Consider the following 17823-nt stretch of genomic DNA (forward strand, 5'->3'; position numbering starts at 1 on the left):
CTGCCGCGTCGTTCAGTTCCTTCAGGCAGTACCCATTACAAGAGTCCGTGAAGACTCGGGAGACAAGCATGTCGCAGATGAATCGTTGGTTCGGCCGCGTCGCGGCCGCGATGCTGGTGTGTGCCGCCAGCATCCCGCAGGCCCTGGCGGCATTCCCGGACAGGCCCTTGAAACTGGTGGTGCCCTACACGCCGGGCGGCGCCGCCGACCAATTGTCGCGTGTACTGGCCGAGCGCCTGGCGCGCGAGCTTCAACAGCCCGTGGTAGTCGAAAACAAGCCGGGCGCGAACACGATGATCGCGGCGACGCAGGTGGCCCGCGCCCAGCCCGACGGGTACACGCTGTTCCTGGCCAGCAACGCCAGCATGGTGCTCAACCCCATGCTCTATCGGAAGATCTCCTACGATGCGGCGCGCGACTTCCGCGTGCTGTCCGTGGTGGCCGAGCTGCCGCTGGTGGTCGTGGCGAACAACGAGGTGCCCGCGGCGACGCTGGCGCAGTTCGTCAGCGTCGCGAAGGCCCATCCCGGCAAGATGAACTATGCGTCGGTCGGCATCGGCAATCCATTGCAACTGGCGACTGAACTGCTCAAGACCCGGACCGGCATCGATATGGCGCACATTCCGTACAACGGCAGTGCGCCGGCGCTCAGCTCGCTGATGGCCAACGACACGCAATTGATGGTGGACGTCATCAGCACGTCCTTGCCGCTGGTGAAGGAAAACAAGATCAAGGCGCTGGCGGTGACCACGGCCGAGCGGCTGCCCGTGCTGCCGGACGTGCCCACCGTGGCCGAAAGCGGGTTCCCGGGCTTCCGCGCGGCGACCTGGTTCGGCGTCGCCGTGCCGGTGGCCACGCCGCCCGCCGAGGCACGCGCCTTGCAGGATGCCGTTGCCCGCGTCATGAACCAGCCGGATTTCCGGGAGCGGTTCCAGACGTTGGGGCTTGCCATCCAGGCGCCGCGCGATCAGGCGGAAGTCGACCGGTACGTCTCGGAAGACCGTGACCGCTGGGGGGCGGTGATCCGGGCGAACCAGATCACGCTGGACTGAGCCGGCGGCGCTGCGGTCGGGGCGAGGGGGGTAAATGGGGGATTGCGCGGGTCGCGCGGAACCCATAAGCTTCGCGTCAGCTAGGGCCTGCGCACATGGAAGGGAGACTCCTTTCCGTGTGTGGCAGGCCCTAGCGGCACTCCATCATCAGGCAGCATTTTTTGACTATCCATCTCAGCAACGTCGTTGCCGGCCAGCTCCAATCCGCGGGCGGTGCCTGCACTGTCCGACCGTTCCTGCACACCGATTTCTCCCATAGCCCGTCGCCTGTCGTCATGGTGGACCACTTCGTCATGACCGGGGCGACGTCCGCGCCGCAGCCGCACGCCGGCCTGTGCGCGGCCACGCTGCTGTTCGAAGACGCCAAAGGCGCCATGCGGTGCCAGGACAGTACCGGCAACGAACACGAGGCGCAGGCAGGCGACCTGCATTGGACCGTGGCGGGCACAGGCATCCTGCGGGCGCAGCAGCCCGCGGGGGAGGCGCGGTTGAACGGCCTGCGCATCGCGTTGAATCTGCCGGACCGGCAGAAGTCGCTGCCCCCGGCGGTATCGCTGCTTCGCGCCTGGGAGATGCCGGTCATTCAAACGAATGCCGGCCGCGTCCGCGTCGTGGCAGGCAGCCACGGCGGCTGGCAGTCTCCGCTGGCCACGCCGGAAGCGTTGATGATCCTGGACGGCTGGCTGCGTCCGGGGGCCACCCAGCTGCTGCCGTTGCCACCCGGCTGGAACGCCTGGGTCTACGCGGTGCAGGGGGAATTGGGCGTGCGCGCCCGGCATCGCGTGCGGGGCGCGCCGCCCTTGCCGAAGCGCCAAGGCGGGGACCCGGATTTCGCCGTGCTGCATGCCGGATCCGCGTTGGCGGCATCGGCGCCGTCCGCCGACGACGAAGGCGTGCTGCTGTTGATGGCCGGGAGGGCGCCCGCCCATTTCGTGCTGATCGCCGGCCCCGCCGTGGACGAACCCGTTTTTCGGCACGGCCCGATCGTGATGGCCAGTCAACGCGGCCTGAGCCGTGCGTTGGCGGCCTATGAGGCCGGCGACTTCGGACAATTGCGCCAGGATCAGGTGGTTTGACCCTGTAGTCGTCAGGGGCGTTTGTTGTGCGGGGACAACGAACTCCCATTCAAAAATAGGGACGTAATGAGAATGATTCTCTGTTTGATAATATTTCCAGCGTAAGACCTCAAGACCCCTTGGTGAACGGGCTCGGCAAGGCCGCTGCCCTGTCCCGCGGTATGCGATCTGGAAAGCCGTTTTTCGTGCGTGACCCCATCGGGATTTTGCGTTTCTTTGCGCAGTGATGCGTCTCTCCTGTCTCTCTTGATCCCGATATGAAAATCAGAACTCTTGCCTGCATGGCCGCTACGCTGCCGTGCCTGGGCGCCGTCTACGGTCAAACCGCCCCCGAAGCCCAACCCGCCGCCTCCAACGGCTCCGTCGTGTCGATGGAAGCCATCAAGGTCGAGGCCAGCGCTGATGCGTCGGCCGGCGGCCTGGCCGCGCCCTTCGCGGGCGGGCAGGTGGCCAGCGGCGGCCGCGTCGGCGTGCTGGGCACGCAAGACAACCTGAGCACGCCGTTCAGCATCACCAGCTATACGAACGAGCTGATCCAGGACAAGCAGGCGCGCAGCGTGGGCGACGTGCTGCAGAACGACTCCGGCGTGCGCGTGGCGCGCGGCTTCGGCAATTTCCAGGAGTCGTACTTCATCCGCGGTTTCATCCTGAGCTCCGACGACGTGGCCTACAACGGGCTGTACAGCCTGCTGCCCCGCCAGTACATCGCCACCGAACTGTTCGAGCGCGTGGAAGTGCTGCGCGGCGCGTCGGCGTTCCTGACTGGCGCCACGCCCAGCGGCGGCGGCATCGGGGGCGTGATCAACCTGGTGCCCAAGCGCGCCCCGAACGATCCGTTGACCCGCGTCACCACCGGCATCTCAAGCGGCGGCCAGTTCCAGGTGTCGACCGACATCGCCCGTCGTTTCGGTCCCGATGACAGCACCGGTATCCGCCTGAACGCCGCGCAGCGCAGCGGCGACACCGCGATCGACGACGAACACTCCCGCACCAGCCTGGTGTCGCTGGGCATCGACTGGCGCTCGGCCGATACGCGCTTGTCGGGCGACATCGGCTGGCAGGAAAACAAGTTGAAGCGGGCGCGGCCGAACGTGACGATGGGCGCTGGCGTCACCAGCGTGCCTGACGCGCCGGACGCCAGTTCCAACTACGCGCAGCCGTGGTCGTACTCCAACGAGCGCGATCTGTTCGGCACCTTGCGCGCCGAGCACGATTTCAGCGACAAGCTGACCGGCTGGGCGGCGTACGGCTTTCGCCGCAGCGATGAAGCGAACTCGCTGGGCAACGTGACGTTGACCAACGGCAGCACCGGCGCAGGCAATTTCTACCGCTTTGACAACACCCGCGAAGACAGCGTCAACACGGGTGAATTGGGCTTGCGCGCCAAGGTGCGCACGGGCCCGGTGGGCCACGAGTTCGTCGTGTCGGCGTCCTTCTTCGACCTGAAGAAGAAGAACGCCTACATCATGGATTACGCGAACACGTTTCCGACCAACATCTACGACCCGGTGTCCTACGACCAGCCGGCCTTCAGCGCACGCGCGCTGCGGGGCAACGACATCGACAACCCTGCGCTGCAAGGACGCACGCGGATGAGCAGCTACGCCTTCGGCGACACGATGTCGTTCCTGGACGACAAGGTGCTGCTGACCCTGGGCATCCGGCATCAGAAGCTGTCCCAGCGCGATTACGCCTACAACACCGGCAAGGAAAACGGCGCCTATGACGCCAGCCGCAATTCGCCTGCCGCCGGCATCGTCTTCAAGGTGGCGCCCAGCGTATCGCTGTATGCGAACTACATCGAAGCGCTCGTCGCAGGGCCGACCGCGCCCGCCAATGCGAACGGCAAGCCCGTGCCCAACGTCGGCCAGAGCCTGCAGCCGTACGTTTCCAAGCAAAAGGAAGTCGGCGTGAAGTACGAAGGCGATGGCCTGGGCGCCGGCCTGGCGCTGTTCTCGACCGACAAGCCGCGCGCGATGTACAACGCCAGCAATGCGCTGACCACTTCGGGCAAGGACCGCCATCAGGGCGCGGAACTGACTGTCTACGGCGAGCCGATCAAGAGCGTGCGCGTGCTGGGCGGCTTGACGTGGCTGGATGCCGAGCAGCGCTCGACTGGCACGGCTTCGCTGGACGGCAACCGCGTGATCGGCGTGCCGCGCTTCCAGGCCAACATGGGTGTGGAATGGGACATCCCCGGCGTGCAGGGCCTGGCCGTGGACGGCCGCGTCGTCTACACCGGTTCGTCCTACGCGGACGATGCCAACACCCTCAAAGTGCCCGGCTGGACCCGTTTCGACGCCGGCCTGCGCTACATGATGGACGTCGACGGCCACGTAGTGACCCTGCGCGCGCGCGTCGAGAACATCGCCAACCGCAACTACTGGTCGTCGGTGGGCGGCTACCCGGGCAACGGCTACCTGGTCCTGGGCGGTCCCCGCACGTTCCTGCTGTCGGCCAGCATGGACTTCTGATCGTGGCCGGCATGAGCCGGCATGAGCCGGCATGCATGCAAAACCCCGGCGCCAAGCCGGGGTTTTTGCTTTCTGCGTCGGCTTTCCGAGTTGATGCGCGTGAGTCTTTGCGCCCAACAGTCCGATATTTTGGTAGACGGGCTTGTACCTGCGTAGTGGGATCGTCACCCTCTGGATGAACCCGCGCCCCTTCGGCCGCCGCGTTGCGGCGCTTATGGAAATATACGCAGATAACGTACAATTATGCAGGCACTATTTGTCGAGCTACCCCCGTTTCAGCGCCATCGATCCACCTACATGGATGACACCGGATTCTTGGCCTTGCAAGTCATGTTGCTGCGCAATCCCACGGCCGGCGAGCTGATACAAAGGGCCGGCGGCCTTCGCAAAGTCCGCTTTGCCGACTTACGCCGGCAGAAGGGCAAGCGAGGCGGTCTCCGCGTCATTTATTACTGGTGGTCCGGGGGGGGGGCACAGTTCTGGCTCTTCACCGTTTACGGCAAAGACGAGCAAGATGATCTGAGTGCTGTTCAACGAAAGGCGCTTGAGGGTCTGTTGGCAGCCGAATTGAGAGAAAGGACATGCTGATGAAACGCGACATTTTTTCCGAGCTGACTGAAGGGTTCACGGCGTTGGCTGACGAGCGCCACGGGAAGACCACGCTTAGGTCGCATAAGGTCCGCTTGAGCGAGTTGGCGGCGATTTCGGCGGACGAACTGGTCGCCATCCGGGAGCGCCTGAATATGTCGCGGCCGGTGTTCGCCATGTACTTGCGGACCAATGCCCGTACGCTTGAAAACTGGGAGCAGGGCAGGGCAAAACCCAATGCTCAGGCGACAACACTCATCCGCTTGGTAGAGAAGTACCCAGAAACGGTGGAACATTTGGCGGCACTGGCTTGAGCGGCAAGCCGGTCCCCGAGTGCCGGCGCTAAGGCCGCCCCTTCACCAGAACCATCCCCCCCGCGTCAGGTCCGCCTCGCAGCTCTTGTACTGCGACGTGAACTTCTCCGCGCGCGCCTGCACTTTCTGCGACACCGTCTTCAACCACGCCTTGCGGTCGAAGCTGCGGTTGCGGTAGCCGGTCCAGCCTTCGTGGTAGTTCAGGTACTGGCCGTAGGCGTCCCACTTGGACACGCCGTTGATGCGCTGCGACTTGCTCATGTACCAGCCCATGAAATCCAGCGCGTCGGCGAAGTTGTCGCGGCTGGCGCCCCAGCCGCCGGCGTCCTTCTTGTAGTCGGCCCAGGTTTCGTCCTTGGCCTGCGCATAGCCGTAGGCGGAGCTGACGCGGCCCCAGGGGATGATGCCCAGGAAGTAGTAGCGGGGCGGCACGGCGTCCTGCTTGAATGAGGACTCCTGGTACATCATGGCCATCGGCACCGGCACGGGGGCGCCCCATTTCTTCTGCACTTTCAGGGCGGCGTCGTGCCAGTCCGGCTTTTCACGGAAGATCGCGCAAATGTTCTCGGGGTTGGATGGCGGCGCCGTAGCGCAACCGGCAAGCGCCAGCAGTAGCAGCGGCGGCAGCAAAAGCCGGGTCATTGGCAGGCGTCCTCCAGGGGGGGGCGCAGGCGGCAAGCCGCGCCGGTTAGGGGCAAAGTGTCACAAGGTAGCGCGATTGTATGAAAACGTTTCGCCCGAAAAGTTCCGTCCCTGAAATTTTCCGAAAAGCCGCGGCAATCGGAGCCTGTCCACGGCCAAAGAAAAACGGCCCCGGATCGCTCCGGGGCCGTCATGCAGGCGAAAGGGCCTGGCTGGCGCTTGAGGCTTAGACCTCGATCACGTCCGCCACGTCCTTGTAGTCCGCGATCTTGTCGAAGTTCAGGTATTGGTAGATCTGGTCGCCGCTCTTGTTGATGACGCCCATATCGCCCATGTACTCGTCCTTGGTCGGAATCCGGCCCAGCTTCGAGCAGATGGCGGCCAGTTCAGCCGAGCCCAGGTACACGTTCGTGTTCTTGCCCAGGCGGTTCGGGAAGTTGCGGGTGCTGGTCGACATGACGGTCGCGCCTTCGCGCACTTGCGCCTGGTTGCCCATGCACAGCGAGCAGCCCGGCATTTCGGTGCGCGCGCCGGCCGTGCCGAACACGCCGTAGTGGCCTTCTTCCGTCAGTTGCGTGGCGTCCATCTTGGTCGGCGGGGCAATCCACAGCTTGACCGGGATGTCGCGCTTGCCTTCCAGCAGCTTGGAGGCTGCGCGGAAATGGCCGATGTTGGTCATGCAGCTGCCGATGAACACTTCGTCGATCTTGGCGCCGGCGACTTCAGACAGCGTCTTGACGTCGTCCGGGTCGTTCGGGCAGGCCACGATGGGCTCGTGCACGTCGGCCAGGTCGATTTCGATGATGGCGGCGTATTCGGCGTCGGCATCCGGGGCCAGCAGCTGGGGATCAGCCAGCCAGGCTTCCATGGCCTTGATGCGGCGGCCCAGCGTGCGCTCGTCTTCGTAGCCGTTGGCGATCATCCACTTCAACATCACGATGTTGCTGTTGATGTATTCGATGATCGGTTCCTTGTTCAGGTGCACCGAGCAGCCGGCGGCCGAACGTTCAGCGGAAGCGTCCGACAGTTCGAAGGCTTGTTCGACCTTCAGGTCGGGCAGGCCTTCGATTTCCAGGATGCGGCCGGAGAAGATGTTCTTCTTGCCTTGCTTGGCGACCGTCAGCAGGCCTTGCTTGATGGCGTACAGCGGGATGGCGTTGACCAGGTCGCGCAGGGTGACGCCGGGCTGCAGCTTGCCCTTGAAGCGGACCAGCACCGATTCCGGCATGTCCAGGGGCATCACGCCCGTGGCGGCGGCAAAGGCCACCAGGCCCGAGCCGGCGGGGAACGAGATGCCGATGGGGAAGCGGGTGTGCGAGTCGCCGCCGGTGCCGACGGTGTCGGGCAACAGCATGCGGTTCAGCCACGAGTGGATCACGCCGTCGCCCGGGCGCAGCGAAATGCCGCCGCGGGTGCTGATGAATTCCGGCAGCGTGTGGTGCGTCTTGACGTCCACGGGCTTCGGGTAGGCGGCGGTGTGGCAGAACGACTGCATCACCAGGTCGGCCGAGAAGCCCAGGCAAGCCAGGTCCTTCAGTTCGTCGCGGGTCATCGGGCCGGTGGTGTCCTGGCTGCCGACCGAGGTCATCTTCGGTTCGCAGTAGGTGCCCGGGCGGATGCCGCGGCCTTCCGGCAGGCCGCAGGCGCGGCCGACCATCTTCTGGGCCAGCGTGAAGCCGTGGCCGGAGTCGACCGGATCCTTGGGCAGGCGGAACAGCGTCGACGGCGCCAGGCCCAGCGCTTCACGCGCCTTCGCGGTCAGGCCGCGGCCGATGATCAGCGGAATGCGGCCGCCGGCGCGCACTTCGTCGAACAGCACGTCGGACTTCACTTCGAATTCGGCGATGACTTCGCCGTTCTTCAAGGCGCGGCCTTCGTACGGACGCAGTTCGACCACGTCGCCCATTTCCATCTGGGACACGTCGAGTTCGATCGGCAGGGCGCCGGCGTCTTCCATCGTGTTGTAGAAGATCGGGGCGATCTTGTTGCCCAGGCAGACGCCACCAAAGCGCTTGTTCGGCACGAAGGGGATGTCTTCGCCCGTGAACCACAGCACCGAGTTGGTGGCCGACTTGCGCGACGAACCCGTGCCGACCACGTCGCCCACGTAGGCGACCAGGTGGCCTTTTTCCTTCAGCGATTCGATGAACTTGATCGGGCCGCGTTTGCCGTCTTCTTCCGGTTCGAACGCGGCGCCGTCGCGCTTGTTCTTCAGCATCGCCAGGGCGTGCATCGGGATGTCGGGTCGGGTCGTGGCGTCGGGCGCCGGCGACAGGTCGTCGGTGTTGGTTTCGCCAGGCACCTTGAAGACGGTGATCGTCAGGCTTTCCGGCAGTTCCGGACGGCTGGTGAACCATTCGGCGTCGGCCCAGCTTTGCAGCACGGACTGGGCGTTGGCGTTGCCGCGGTCGGCCTTTTCCTTCACGTCGTGGAAGGCGTCGAACATCAACAGGGTCTTCTTCAGCGCATCAGCGGCGATGGTGCCGATTTCCGCATCATCCAGCAGTTCGACCAGCGGGCCAATGTTGTAGCCGCCGAGCATCGTGCCCAGCAGTTCCGTCGCCTTGGCGCGGCTGATCAGCGCACAAGCTTCCTTGCCCAGCGCCACGGCGGCCAGGTAGGACGCCTTGACCTTGGCGGCATCGTCCACGCCGGCCGGCACGCGGTAGGTCAACAGTTCGACCAGATTCTGCTCCTCGCCAGCGGGCGGGTTCTTCAGCAGTTCGATCAGTTCAGCGGTTTGTTTAGCCGTAAGGGGCAGCGGGGGAATCCCCAGAGCCGCGCGTTCGGCAACGTGTTGGCGGTAGTTATCCAGCATGTGAGGCCTGCTCAAAGTCGGGTTGGAAGAAGGGTTGTTGACGGAATTGTAGAGGGAAGAGGGGGGCGCAAGCAAATGTCTTATATCTTATATAAGACCTGAGTTGATAGCTGTTGCTTACCGGCGACGGCGCGCGGGGCGGGAGCGTGTGCCGGGCAAGGAAAAGGCGGCCTCGGGGGCCGCCTTTTCATAGGGCGCGCCCGGAGGCGGCGCCATGCCGGGGCCTAGCGTGCCGTGGCGTCGTAGACCAGGCCCACCCGGGCGAAATTGCCGCCGTATTGCTTGACCTGGGCCTCGAACGGCGCGCTTTCGCCCGGCTTCAGCTTGGGCAGCCGCAGCTCCTTGAACGTGGCGCCAGACACCTGGTCCTGGGCGTCGTACAGGCTGATCCAGACCCGCACGTTGTCGACTTCCGCCTGGTCGTCGTTGCGCACCCGGCCGTGGACGGTGACGTATTTGTAACGGTAGCGGTAGCTGAAATTGAGGGTGCCGGTGCCGACGCCGGCTTCGGTGTTCTCCACCGAGACGGCCAGTTTGGGGCGGGGGCCGGGCAGGGCGGCGCGCTTGGCGGGCTGCCAATCCGTCTTGACCTCGGTCACGCGCTCGTAGCGCCCGCCGGGAAGCGCCACCGGCACGCGTTCGCCCGGGTACAGGCGCGCGGGCAGCTCCCAGTCCTGGCGCAGGTCCACCGCGCGCGACCCGTCGAACACGGCGATCTTCACCTTGGGCGACAAGGCCACATAACGGTCGCTGGTGTTGACGAGTTCGGCATACAGGACGGGGCGGTCGATCTCATCGAGCAGGCGGCGCGGGGCGGACAGGCTGAACGCTTTGGGGTCGAACAGCGCGAAGTCGGGGTCCAGCAGCTCTTCGGTAGTCAAGCGGACGTGGTCGATGACGCGGGTATTGGCCGGGCTGACCCGCACGATGCGGCTGGCGGGGCCGGCCTCCTTGGGAGCCTCTGCTGTGGGGGCCGCCGCGGCTTGCGGCGTGGTTTTACCGGTGATTTTCTGCACCGCCCAGGGGCCTAGCGCGGTGTGCTTGTACAGGGCGAAGCCGATCGCGGCCAGGAGGATCAGCGTCAGTCCGGCTTTGGACGGCCAGGACAGCGGTTTTGCTTCGGGGCGGTCAGCTTTCACTTTGCACCATGTAATCGTAGGACGCGACGTCGCCGCCGCCGAGCATCTCGCAGCGCACGTCGAACGAGGTCAGCGCGCCGGGCGCCAGCGGGCTGGCGGTGGCGTAGCCGTTGCCCGTGCCGATCATCGCGCCGTCGTCGCCGTACAGGATGACGGTGATCTGGGTGCTGTTGGCCTCGGTTGCGCCCTGGTTCTTCAGCAGGCCGACCAGCCGGTACGCCCCGTCGTTGCGCACCAGTTGCACCTTGCTGGGCGCCACATCGTTGCTCTTGCCGCGCGCGGGCGAGGGCGTGGCGACCTGCAGCGCATAGCGGCTATAGGCCTTGTCCGGCACCGAGATCAGCACGGGGGCGTATTCGCCGGGCTGCAAGGTGCGCGCCGACGGCGAACTCCAGGACGACGACAGCGTCAATTCGCCCTGGAAGAAGGTCGCGGTCACGCGTGGCGCGTCGATCTTCCTGCCGGTCTCGTTGCGCATCATCATGACGAGTTGCTTGCGGCCGCGCTCCTGCGTTTGGCGCACGTCGGTCAGCTTGACCAGCGCGGCATCGATCGGCGGCTCCTGCATCAGGCGGCGTGGCGCCGGCGAATTGCCCGAGCTCAGCAGCGAGGCGACGAGAGGGATGGCGATCACGGCGGCCACCGCCAGCCCGATGGCCGCCAGGGCGGCGGGCTTGATCTGAGGCGGGCGGCTGGGCTGCTGCATGCCGCGCAGGATCTTTTCCAGCCGCTGGGCGACGTCGTCTTCCACCAGCGTCAGGGCGTGGCAGTGGTTGCAGCGGTACTCGTTGGGGGCCAATTTGGTGAACTGGGCGCTGCCGCAAGTCGAGCAGGTCAGGGTCACCGTATTGATCGTGGTCTGTTTGGGCGTCATTCAGGCAAGGGCTTACCGGCTAGGACTGACAGGGCGGCAAGGATAGCGGCAGTCCGGCAGGGGCGGGGTGCAGGGACGCTTCCATTTGTGACAAGATATGTGATTTGGCGGGCTGGCCGGAGCCGGCAGGCGGCCTGCGCGCCGGTGATATCATCGCCGCGGTAGGACGCCCCCCCACGGGTGCGGCCCCTGCGACAAGAAAAACATGCCCCTCTCCGCAGGCGGCCCGGCGACAAAAAACCCCCGACGCATGAGCATCTCCCAACATCTGTTGTTCCTGGCCTGTGTGGCGCTGGCCACCTATGCCCAGACCATGACCGGCTTCGCATTCGGGCTGGTGCTGCTGGGGCTCTCGGGAGTGTTCCAGCTGGCGTCGGTGTCCGAAGTGGCGAACGTGGTCAGCGTGCTGTCGCTGGTGAACGCCGCCGTGACGCTGGCGCGGGCCAAGCCGCAGGTGAACTGGACGCTGATGGGGCCGGCCATGGCCGCCAGCCTGGTGGGGGTCGGCGTGGGCGTGGCCGTGCTGACCTGGATCAGCGGTTCGACGACGGTGCTGCTGCAATTGCTTCTGGGCGTCACGATCCTGGCTTGCGCCGTCCTGCTGGTGGCGCGCGCGAAGCCGCTGGAGCAGTTGTCGTCCAAGGCGTCCTTCGTGTTTTTCGGCGGCATATCGGGCGTGCTGGGCGGCTTGTTCTCAAGCGCCGGGCCGCCGATGGTCTATCACCTGTATCGCCAGCCCTTGCCGCTGGCGTCCATCCGCAACAGCCTGCTGGTGCTGTTTTCGCTGAATGCCGTGGTGCGCCTGGGTTTGGTGACCGGACAGGGCGCATTCATGGCGTCGTCGTTCTGGCTCAGCGTGCAGGCGTTCCCGGTCGTGATCGGCGTGACGTGGATGGCGCGCCGTTACGGCACGGCAGGGTCGATGAAGACCATCAAGCGCATGGTGTTCGTGCTGTTGCTGGCCGCCGGGTTGGGGCTGATCGTGCCGGCGGCGCGGATCCTGGCGGCGGGCTAGTCCGCGCCTGCCAGGTCCGCGAGGTTAGACCGCGCGGTCAGGCGTGGCCGCCGCTGATGTAGCGTTCCAATTCGTGGATGATGAACTTCTGTTCGCTCATCACGTCCTTGACCAGATCGCCGATGGACAGCAGGCCAATCAGCTTTTCATTGTCGATGACCGGAAGATGGCGAAAATGCCGTTCGGTCATCATGGCCATGCAGTGCTCCCGCGTATCGCCCGGACCCACGTAGTAGACCGAATCCGTCATGATGTCGCGCACCTTCGTGCTTCGCGATGCGCGGTCCTGCAGGACGACCTTGCGGGCGTAGTCGCGCTCGGACAGCATGCCCAGCACGGTATCGCCCTCGACGACGACCACCGCGCCGATGCTGCGCTCGGCCATGGTCTTGATGGCGTCGTACACCGATGAATCCGGTGAAACCGTCACGACGGACTGGTTCGGCTTTTCCCTGAGAATCTCAGCAACTGTCTTCACGATGTGCTCCCGAATCGCTGGCAAGGTTCAAACGTGGGCCGCGCGCTGCACTTCCAGCCCCGCGGGGTGCCGTGGCGCGACCATGCTCCATCCTAAGCCTGCCGGCCACCTTGCCGCAAGCGCGGCACCGGATATTTGGCGGGCTTGTCGCGCAACGCCTGGCTGGCCATCTCTCGCAGGTTGCGCGCGGCGCTGCGTTCGGTGTCGGGATTCCACGCCAGTGAAATGCCGATCGAGGCATCGGCGGGAAAGTCGGCCAGTGTCTTGTAGACGACGTTGGGTCCAGGATGGCGCCGGCTGCCGGCGGGCACCAGCGCCACGCCCAGTCCGCTTTCGACCAGGCTCAGCAGCGTCTGCACCTGCACCGCTTCCTGCGTGATGCGGGGCGTGAAGCCGCGCAGCTGACAGGCGTTGATCGCCGCCATGCGCAAGCCCGCCGCTTCGGTCGCGGTGTACATGATGAACGCCTCGTCCGCCAGGTCGGTCAGCCGGATGCGGCCGCGCCGCGCTAGAGGATGCCCCTTGGGCACGGCCAGCGCGAAATTCTCGGTGGTCAGCGGGGCCAGGCGCACGTTCGACCCCATCGCCACCGGCACGCGCACGATGCCGACCTCCAGCGCGTCTTCCGCCAGATCCTGCATGATGCGGATCGACGTGGCTTCGCGCAGCACAACAGTCACGCCAGGATAGCGCTGGCGGAACAAGGGCAGGATGCGCGGCAGGATGCCGTGGGTGGCGGACCCCACGAACCCGATCCGGACCGTGCCGCCTTCGCCCGCTGCCCCGGCACGCGCCGCCAGCCTGAACTGCTCGGCGTGGAACAGGGCGCGTCGCGCCTCGTCCAGCGCCGCCAGGCCGGCTTCGGTCAATTGCACGCCCTGTCGGCCGCGCACGAACAAGGGCACGCCCACCATCTCTTCAAGCTTGCGGATCGAGACCGACAGCGGGGGTTGCGACATGTGCAGCTTTTCCGCCGCGCGGTGGAAGTTCAGCGTGTCGGCAAGAACAAGGAACTGCTGTAGATGGCGGAAATCCATGAGGGCGGCCCGAGGAGATGGTTGCCCTGGATGATACGGCGCGCGTATCGGCGGCGGCATCCGTGCTATCCCTCCGGTATCAGGCCGTCATGCGTTGCCGCACAGCGTGGTGCGCAGGCAGGTCAGGGCGTCCGCGCCGCCGGCCAGCGCGTGCGCGCCGACGCGCTCGTGCCAATGGGATTCCGATCCGCCCGCCAGCCGCCATTCGCGCAGCCGCCGGGTGTACAGCTGCAAGTCGAATTCCGCGGTGACGCCAATGGCGCCATGAACCGCGTGCGCGATATCCGCGACCATCGGCGCCGCCTGGCTGGCGCGCGCCTTGCCCACGGCCGCCAGCATCGCTTGCGGCAGTCCGCCTTGGCCCTGGAACGCCAGCTGCGCGGCCATGCGCGCGGCCCAGACCTGCTCGGCCATCACGCTGATCTGTTGCTGCACGGCCTGGAACCGGCCGATGGGTTTGCCGAACTGCGCGCGGGTGTTGGCGTAGTCCAGCGTCAGCGCCAGGACGCGGTCCATGGCGCCGGCCATCAGGCCGGCATAGGCGGTGGCGGCCAGTTCGTCCAGCGGGCTGCCGTTGCCCAGGCAGTGCGCGTCAGCCAAGGCCCACGACGCTTCGCCGTCCAGGCTGCCATGTACGCCGTTCGGCTGCACATGGCCGGCCTGCGCGGGCAGCAGCCAGGCTTGCCCGTTGATATGCGCCAGGACGTGGTCGGCCACGCGCATCCAGGGAACGCTGGCGCCGGTCACGCGCGTGCCCTGAATCGCCAGGCCATGCGGGGCGAGGGTGATCGAACCCGTCGGCCGGGGCCGGCCCGTGAGGGCAAGCCAGGCGCGCGCCAGCATCGTGTGGGCGATCGGATAGGGGCAAAGGTGGCGGCCGGCCGCCAAGACCACGGGCAGCGCATCGGGCAGGTCCAATCCGGCGCCGCCCTGCGATTCGGGCACCAGCGCGTCGCCGAAGCCGGCGTCTTCGCAGGCCTGCCAGGCCTGGGCGGCCGACTGGTCTTGTTCGATGCCGCGGATCAGCGCGGGCGTGCAGGTTTGGGCGAACAGGCGTTCGGCGGCGTCGCCAAGCAGGGAGTCCATGTGATCGTCCTTATCGAAGGCCAAGGCCGCGGGCGATGATGCCGCGCAGGATTTCGCGCGTGCCGCCGCGCAAGGAAAACGTGGGGCTGACTTGTTCCAGATAGGCCAGGGTGCGCAGCAGCGGCAGGGGCGGCGGCATATCGGGGCGGCGTCCCAGCGCGTCGCCGATCAGGCGCGGCAGGGCTTGCTCAAGCTCGGTGCCCAGATCTTTCACCAGCGCGGCCTCGGTGGCCGGGCTGCCGCCCGCCGCGAGCTTGCCCGCCACCGCCAGCGACATGGCGCGCAGAACGGCCATGTGCGACAGGATGCTGCCCAGCGCGACCCGGTCGCTGGCGTCGTGCGAGACCGTCCGGCAATGGGTCAGCCAGCATTCCAGCAGCGCGATGCTGGAATACAGGCGCTCGGGGCCGCTGCGCTCAAAGGCCAGTTCGGCGTTCACCTGCGCCCAGCCCGCGCCTTCCGCGCCGATCAGCGCGTCATCCGCCAGCTCGACATTGTCAAAGAACACTTCCGAAAAATGCGAATCGCCCGCCAGGTCTTCGATGGGGCGGATGGATACGCCGGGCAGCGACAGGTCCACGATCAACTGCGACAGGCCCTGGTGGCGGTCTTCAGGCGAACCCGACGTGCGGACCAGCGCGATCATGTAGTGCGAGCGGTGCGCGTTGGTGGTCCAGACCTTGCTGCCATTCAAGCGCCAGCCGCCCGCGACGGGCGCGGCGCGGCTGCGGATGCTGGCCAGGTCCGAACCGGATCCGGGTTCGCTCATGCCGATGCAAAAGAACGCGTCGGCGCGGCAGATGCGGGGCAGGTAGAAGTCCCGTTGCCCCGGTGTGCCGTACTTCAGGATCAGCGGTGCACTTTGGCGGTCGGCAATCCAGTGGGCCGAGACCGGCGCGCCCGCGCCCAGCAGTTCTTCGGACAGCACGAAGCGGGCGAAATGGCCGCGCGCCGCACCGCCGTGCTCGCGAGGCAACGTCATGCCCAGCCATCCGCGCGCGGCCAGTTGGCGGCTGAACGCCGCGTCAAAACCCATCCATGAGCGCGCGCGCTCGTCGGGTTCCAGCCCATCCAGCGTATCGGCCAGGAAGGCGCGGACGTCGGCGCGCAAGGCTTCATCCTCGGGCGGGATGGCGGTAAGTTCCAGCGGTTCAATCATGGGCGCTCCGAAGCGGACAGGCGCCCCGCAGCAGGGCGTCCACGGCCACTATCACGCCGCGCGCTGACAGCCGTCCAATATTATTTATTTGATATTCGATACGCGTTTCGTATCGCTTCCCGCAAAAATTAATATTAGACGGCACCTACCCGTGTGCCTACTCTGCCTGCAGCGCCGCGCCGCGTTCAACGCGCCGAGCGACGATAACAACAGGAGACAGGCAATGAACAAGCTGATGCGCCTATTGGCGCTGGCGGGTGCTGCATGGCTGGCGCTGCCCGCGGCGTCCGCCCAGGCCGCTTACCCCGACAAGCCCATCCGGCTGATCGTGTCGTTTCCTCCGGGCAGCGGCACGGACAGCAATGCGCGCTATGTCGCAAAGAAAATGGAAGAAAAGCTCGGCGTGGCCGTGACGGTGGAAAATCGGCCCGGCGGCAACAGCTTCATCGCGGCGCAGGCCGTCGCGCTGGCGGAGCCCGACGGATACACCCTGCTGCTGGCCAGCAATTCGCCGGTGGCGACCAATGCGGCCATGTTCAAGCACTTGCCCTACGACCCGGTCAAGGATTTCGCGCCTGTGGCGCGCCTGGGCTACGGCGCGATGGCGCTGGCGGTCAAGGCCGATGCGCCGTACAAGACGGTGGCGGATCTGGTGAGCGCGGCGCGCCAACGGCCGGGCGAGCTGAATTTCGGCAGCGGCAGCGCGTCCTATCAAATCGCTACCGAACTGTTTCTGGCCATGGGCGGCATCAAGGCCAACCACGTGCCGTATCGCGGTGCGGCGCCCGCGTTGACGGACCTCGCGGGCGGGCAGGTGGACTTCGTGTTCGCCGATTATGGCGCCGTGATTCCTTTCGTGCAGAGCGGCCGCATGCGTCTGCTGGCGGTCACGGGAGATACGCGGCTAAAGAGCGCGCCCGATACGCCGACGTTGCAGGAATCGGGATTTCCGGGCTATTACATGGTGAACTGGACCGCGGCGTTCGCGCCTGCCCGCACGCCGGCCGCCGTCATCGACAAGTTGGCCGGCGTGCTGTTGGAGATATACGGCACGGCGGACGCAGCGGAGTTCCTGGCGCGTACGAACTGGGAAGTGTTTCCCGTGGGGCCCAAAGAACTGGGCGTGTTCCAGCGCGACGAAATCCGCAAGTGGGACAAAGCCGCCCAGCGCGCCGGCATCCCGAAACAATAGTGCGTAAACCTGCATACAAGGAGAAGGGCATGACGGAACTCGTGCATTACGAGCACAGCGCGGACGGGGTCGTCACGCTGACGCTGGACGATCCGGCCACGCGCAATGCGTTGACCGGCAGCGGCATCGTGGACCAGCTGCTGGCCGCGTTCGCGCGCATCGAGCGGGACCCCGCCGTGCGCGTGCTGATCCTGACGGCGGCGGGCAACGTGTTTTCGTCTGGCGGCAACATCAACGACATGCAGCGGCAGATCGGCCCCGAAGTCGGCAGCGCCGCCTTGCGCCAGGAATACCGCCACGGCATCCAGCGTTTGCCGCTGGCCCTGCACGCGCTGGAAGTGCCGACGATCGCAGCGGTGAACGGCCCCGCCGTGGGCGCGGGCTGCGATCTGGCTTGCATGTGCGACGTGCGCATCGCCGCGGAAGGGGCGACGTTCGCGGAGAGCTTCGTCAAGCTGGGGATCGTGCCCGGGGACGGCGGCGCCTGGTTCCTGCCGCGGCTGATCGGGTCGGCGCGGGCGGCCGAGATGTCGTTCACCGGGGACGCCATCGACGCGGGCACGGCGCAGGACTGGGGGCTGGTGTCGCGGGTCGTGCCGGCCGTCGAACTGCTGCCCGCGGCGCGTGCGCTGGCCGCGCGCATGGCGGCGAACTCCCCCGACGCGGTGCGGCTGACCAAACGCCTGCTGCGCGAAAGCCAGCACGTGCGTCTGGACACCTTGCTGGAACTGTCGGCGGCCTATCAGGCGCTGGCGCACAAGACCCCGACGCACGCGGAAGCCGTGGAGGCGTTCATCGCGCAGCGCGCGGCGCGCCGCCCACGGGGGTGACGCCCGCGGCGTTCCGACGGCGGCGGGGCGGCGGTATGATGGAACGCAT

The 17823-nt window shown here is 66.3% G+C and carries 16 protein-coding genes; 8 read left to right on the forward strand and 8 right to left on the reverse strand.

The window, feature by feature from the left end; translation table 11 throughout:
• The first annotated feature begins 68 nt into the window (after nucleotides 1-68).
• The 5 genes from A9973_RS06800 to A9973_RS06820 all read left to right on the forward strand — a co-directional run bounded on the left by A9973_RS06800 (nucleotide 69) and on the right by A9973_RS06820 (nucleotide 5504).
• Entirely contained in the window at nucleotides 69-1052 is a 984-nt protein-coding gene (locus A9973_RS06800) for a Bug family tripartite tricarboxylate transporter substrate binding protein (protein ID WP_370539452.1), read from the forward strand.
• A gap of 161 nt (nucleotides 1053-1213) precedes the next feature.
• A complete protein-coding gene (locus tag A9973_RS06805) occupies nucleotides 1214-2128 on the forward strand; it encodes a pirin family protein (protein WP_183012963.1) in 915 nt (304 codons plus the stop codon).
• A gap of 257 nt (nucleotides 2129-2385) precedes the next feature.
• Entirely contained in the window at nucleotides 2386-4602 is a 2217-nt protein-coding gene (locus tag A9973_RS06810; protein WP_183012964.1) for a TonB-dependent siderophore receptor, read from the forward strand.
• Between the two features lie 297 nt (nucleotides 4603-4899).
• Nucleotides 4900-5190, forward strand: a complete 291-nt coding sequence (locus A9973_RS06815; protein WP_255469045.1) for a toxin — start codon at nucleotides 4900-4902, stop codon at nucleotides 5188-5190.
• Nucleotides 5190-5504 (forward strand): DNA-binding transcriptional regulator, encoded by a 315-nt coding sequence (locus tag A9973_RS06820; RefSeq protein ID WP_183012966.1) that lies wholly within the window; start codon nucleotides 5190-5192, stop codon nucleotides 5502-5504. Before A9973_RS06815 ends, A9973_RS06820 begins: the two co-directional genes overlap by 1 nt.
• Before the next feature lie 42 nt (nucleotides 5505-5546).
• On the opposite strand, the gene A9973_RS06825 is transcribed toward A9973_RS06820, so the two are convergent.
• From A9973_RS06825 to A9973_RS06840, 4 genes are all read right to left on the reverse strand, one after another.
• A complete protein-coding gene (locus A9973_RS06825; protein ID WP_183012967.1) occupies nucleotides 5547-6146 on the reverse strand; it encodes a hypothetical protein in 600 nt (199 codons plus the stop codon).
• A gap of 226 nt (nucleotides 6147-6372) precedes the next feature.
• A complete protein-coding gene (gene acnB / locus A9973_RS06830; protein WP_183012968.1) occupies nucleotides 6373-8964 on the reverse strand; it encodes a bifunctional aconitate hydratase 2/2-methylisocitrate dehydratase in 2592 nt (863 codons plus the stop codon).
• A 224-nt stretch (nucleotides 8965-9188) separates the two neighbouring features.
• Entirely contained in the window at nucleotides 9189-10103 is a 915-nt protein-coding gene (locus tag A9973_RS06835) for an FxLYD domain-containing protein (protein ID WP_183012969.1), read from the reverse strand.
• Entirely contained in the window at nucleotides 10093-10977 is an 885-nt protein-coding gene (locus A9973_RS06840; RefSeq protein ID WP_183012970.1) for an FxLYD domain-containing protein, read from the reverse strand. Before A9973_RS06840 ends, A9973_RS06835 begins: the two co-directional genes overlap by 11 nt.
• Nucleotides 10978-11227: 250 nt before the next feature.
• Here A9973_RS06840 and A9973_RS06845 point away from each other — a divergent pair, with 250 nt between their 5' ends.
• Complete coding sequence (locus A9973_RS06845) at nucleotides 11228-11992, forward strand: TSUP family transporter (protein WP_183012971.1); 765 nt, start codon at nucleotides 11228-11230, stop codon at nucleotides 11990-11992.
• 37 nt (nucleotides 11993-12029) lie between these two features.
• Here A9973_RS06845 and A9973_RS06850 read toward each other — a convergent pair whose 3' ends face one another.
• The 4 genes from A9973_RS06850 to A9973_RS06865 form a co-directional block, all read right to left on the reverse strand.
• Nucleotides 12030-12470 carry a CBS domain-containing protein gene (locus A9973_RS06850; RefSeq protein WP_183012972.1) on the reverse strand — a complete coding sequence of 147 codons (441 nt, stop codon included), beginning with the start codon at nucleotides 12468-12470 and terminating at the stop codon, nucleotides 12030-12032.
• A gap of 92 nt (nucleotides 12471-12562) precedes the next feature.
• On the reverse strand, nucleotides 12563-13507 hold the full coding sequence (locus tag A9973_RS06855; protein ID WP_183012973.1) for a LysR family transcriptional regulator: 945 nt from the start codon (nucleotides 13505-13507) through the stop codon (nucleotides 12563-12565).
• 87 nt (nucleotides 13508-13594) lie between these two features.
• Nucleotides 13595-14593, reverse strand: coding sequence for an acyl-CoA dehydrogenase family protein (locus A9973_RS06860; RefSeq protein WP_183012974.1), 999 nt, complete (start codon nucleotides 14591-14593; stop codon nucleotides 13595-13597).
• A gap of 10 nt (nucleotides 14594-14603) precedes the next feature.
• The gene (locus A9973_RS06865) at nucleotides 14604-15752 is read right to left on the reverse strand and encodes an acyl-CoA dehydrogenase family protein (protein ID WP_183012975.1); all 1149 of its coding nucleotides are present in this window, start codon (nucleotides 15750-15752) and stop codon (nucleotides 14604-14606) included.
• Nucleotides 15753-15975: 223 nt separating this feature from the next.
• Here A9973_RS06865 and A9973_RS06870 point away from each other — a divergent pair, with 223 nt between their 5' ends.
• Nucleotides 15976-16944, forward strand: a complete 969-nt coding sequence (locus A9973_RS06870; protein WP_183012976.1) for a tripartite tricarboxylate transporter substrate binding protein — start codon at nucleotides 15976-15978, stop codon at nucleotides 16942-16944.
• A 29-nt stretch (nucleotides 16945-16973) separates the two neighbouring features.
• Nucleotides 16974-17774 (forward strand): crotonase/enoyl-CoA hydratase family protein, encoded by an 801-nt coding sequence (locus tag A9973_RS06875; protein ID WP_183012977.1) that lies wholly within the window; start codon nucleotides 16974-16976, stop codon nucleotides 17772-17774.
• The last annotated feature ends 49 nt before the right edge of the window (nucleotides 17775-17823 follow it).

It is taken from the genome of Achromobacter sp. UMC46 (genome assembly GCF_014170335.1).
Lineage (GTDB): Bacteria > Pseudomonadota > Gammaproteobacteria > Burkholderiales > Burkholderiaceae_B > Achromobacter.

Bases quoted from the DNA above. Each gene is read 5' to 3' on its own strand.
- A9973_RS06800 (WP_370539452.1), top strand. From the start codon at position 69: ATGTCGCAGATGAATCGTTGGTTCGGCCGCGTCGCGGCCGCGATGCTG.
- A9973_RS06810 (WP_183012964.1), top strand. From the start codon at position 2,386: ATGAAAATCAGAACTCTTGCCTGCATGGCCGCTACGCTGCCGTGCCTG.
- A9973_RS06815 (WP_255469045.1), top strand. From the start codon at position 4,900: ATGGATGACACCGGATTCTTGGCCTTGCAAGTCATGTTGCTGCGCAAT.
- A9973_RS06820 (WP_183012966.1), top strand. From the start codon at position 5,190: ATGAAACGCGACATTTTTTCCGAGCTGACTGAAGGGTTCACGGCGTTG.
- A9973_RS06825 (WP_183012967.1), bottom strand. From the start codon at position 6,146: ATGACCCGGCTTTTGCTGCCGCCGCTGCTACTGCTGGCGCTTGCCGGT.
- acnB (WP_183012968.1), bottom strand. From the start codon at position 8,964: ATGCTGGATAACTACCGCCAACACGTTGCCGAACGCGCGGCTCTGGGG.
- A9973_RS06840 (WP_183012970.1), bottom strand. From the start codon at position 10,977: ATGACGCCCAAACAGACCACGATCAATACGGTGACCCTGACCTGCTCG.
- A9973_RS06845 (WP_183012971.1), top strand. From the start codon at position 11,228: ATGAGCATCTCCCAACATCTGTTGTTCCTGGCCTGTGTGGCGCTGGCC.
- A9973_RS06855 (WP_183012973.1), bottom strand. From the start codon at position 13,507: ATGGATTTCCGCCATCTACAGCAGTTCCTTGTTCTTGCCGACACGCTG.
- A9973_RS06860 (WP_183012974.1), bottom strand. From the start codon at position 14,593: ATGGACTCCCTGCTTGGCGACGCCGCCGAACGCCTGTTCGCCCAAACC.
- A9973_RS06865 (WP_183012975.1), bottom strand. From the start codon at position 15,752: ATGATTGAACCGCTGGAACTTACCGCCATCCCGCCCGAGGATGAAGCC.
- A9973_RS06870 (WP_183012976.1), top strand. From the start codon at position 15,976: ATGAACAAGCTGATGCGCCTATTGGCGCTGGCGGGTGCTGCATGGCTG.
- A9973_RS06875 (WP_183012977.1), top strand. From the start codon at position 16,974: ATGACGGAACTCGTGCATTACGAGCACAGCGCGGACGGGGTCGTCACG.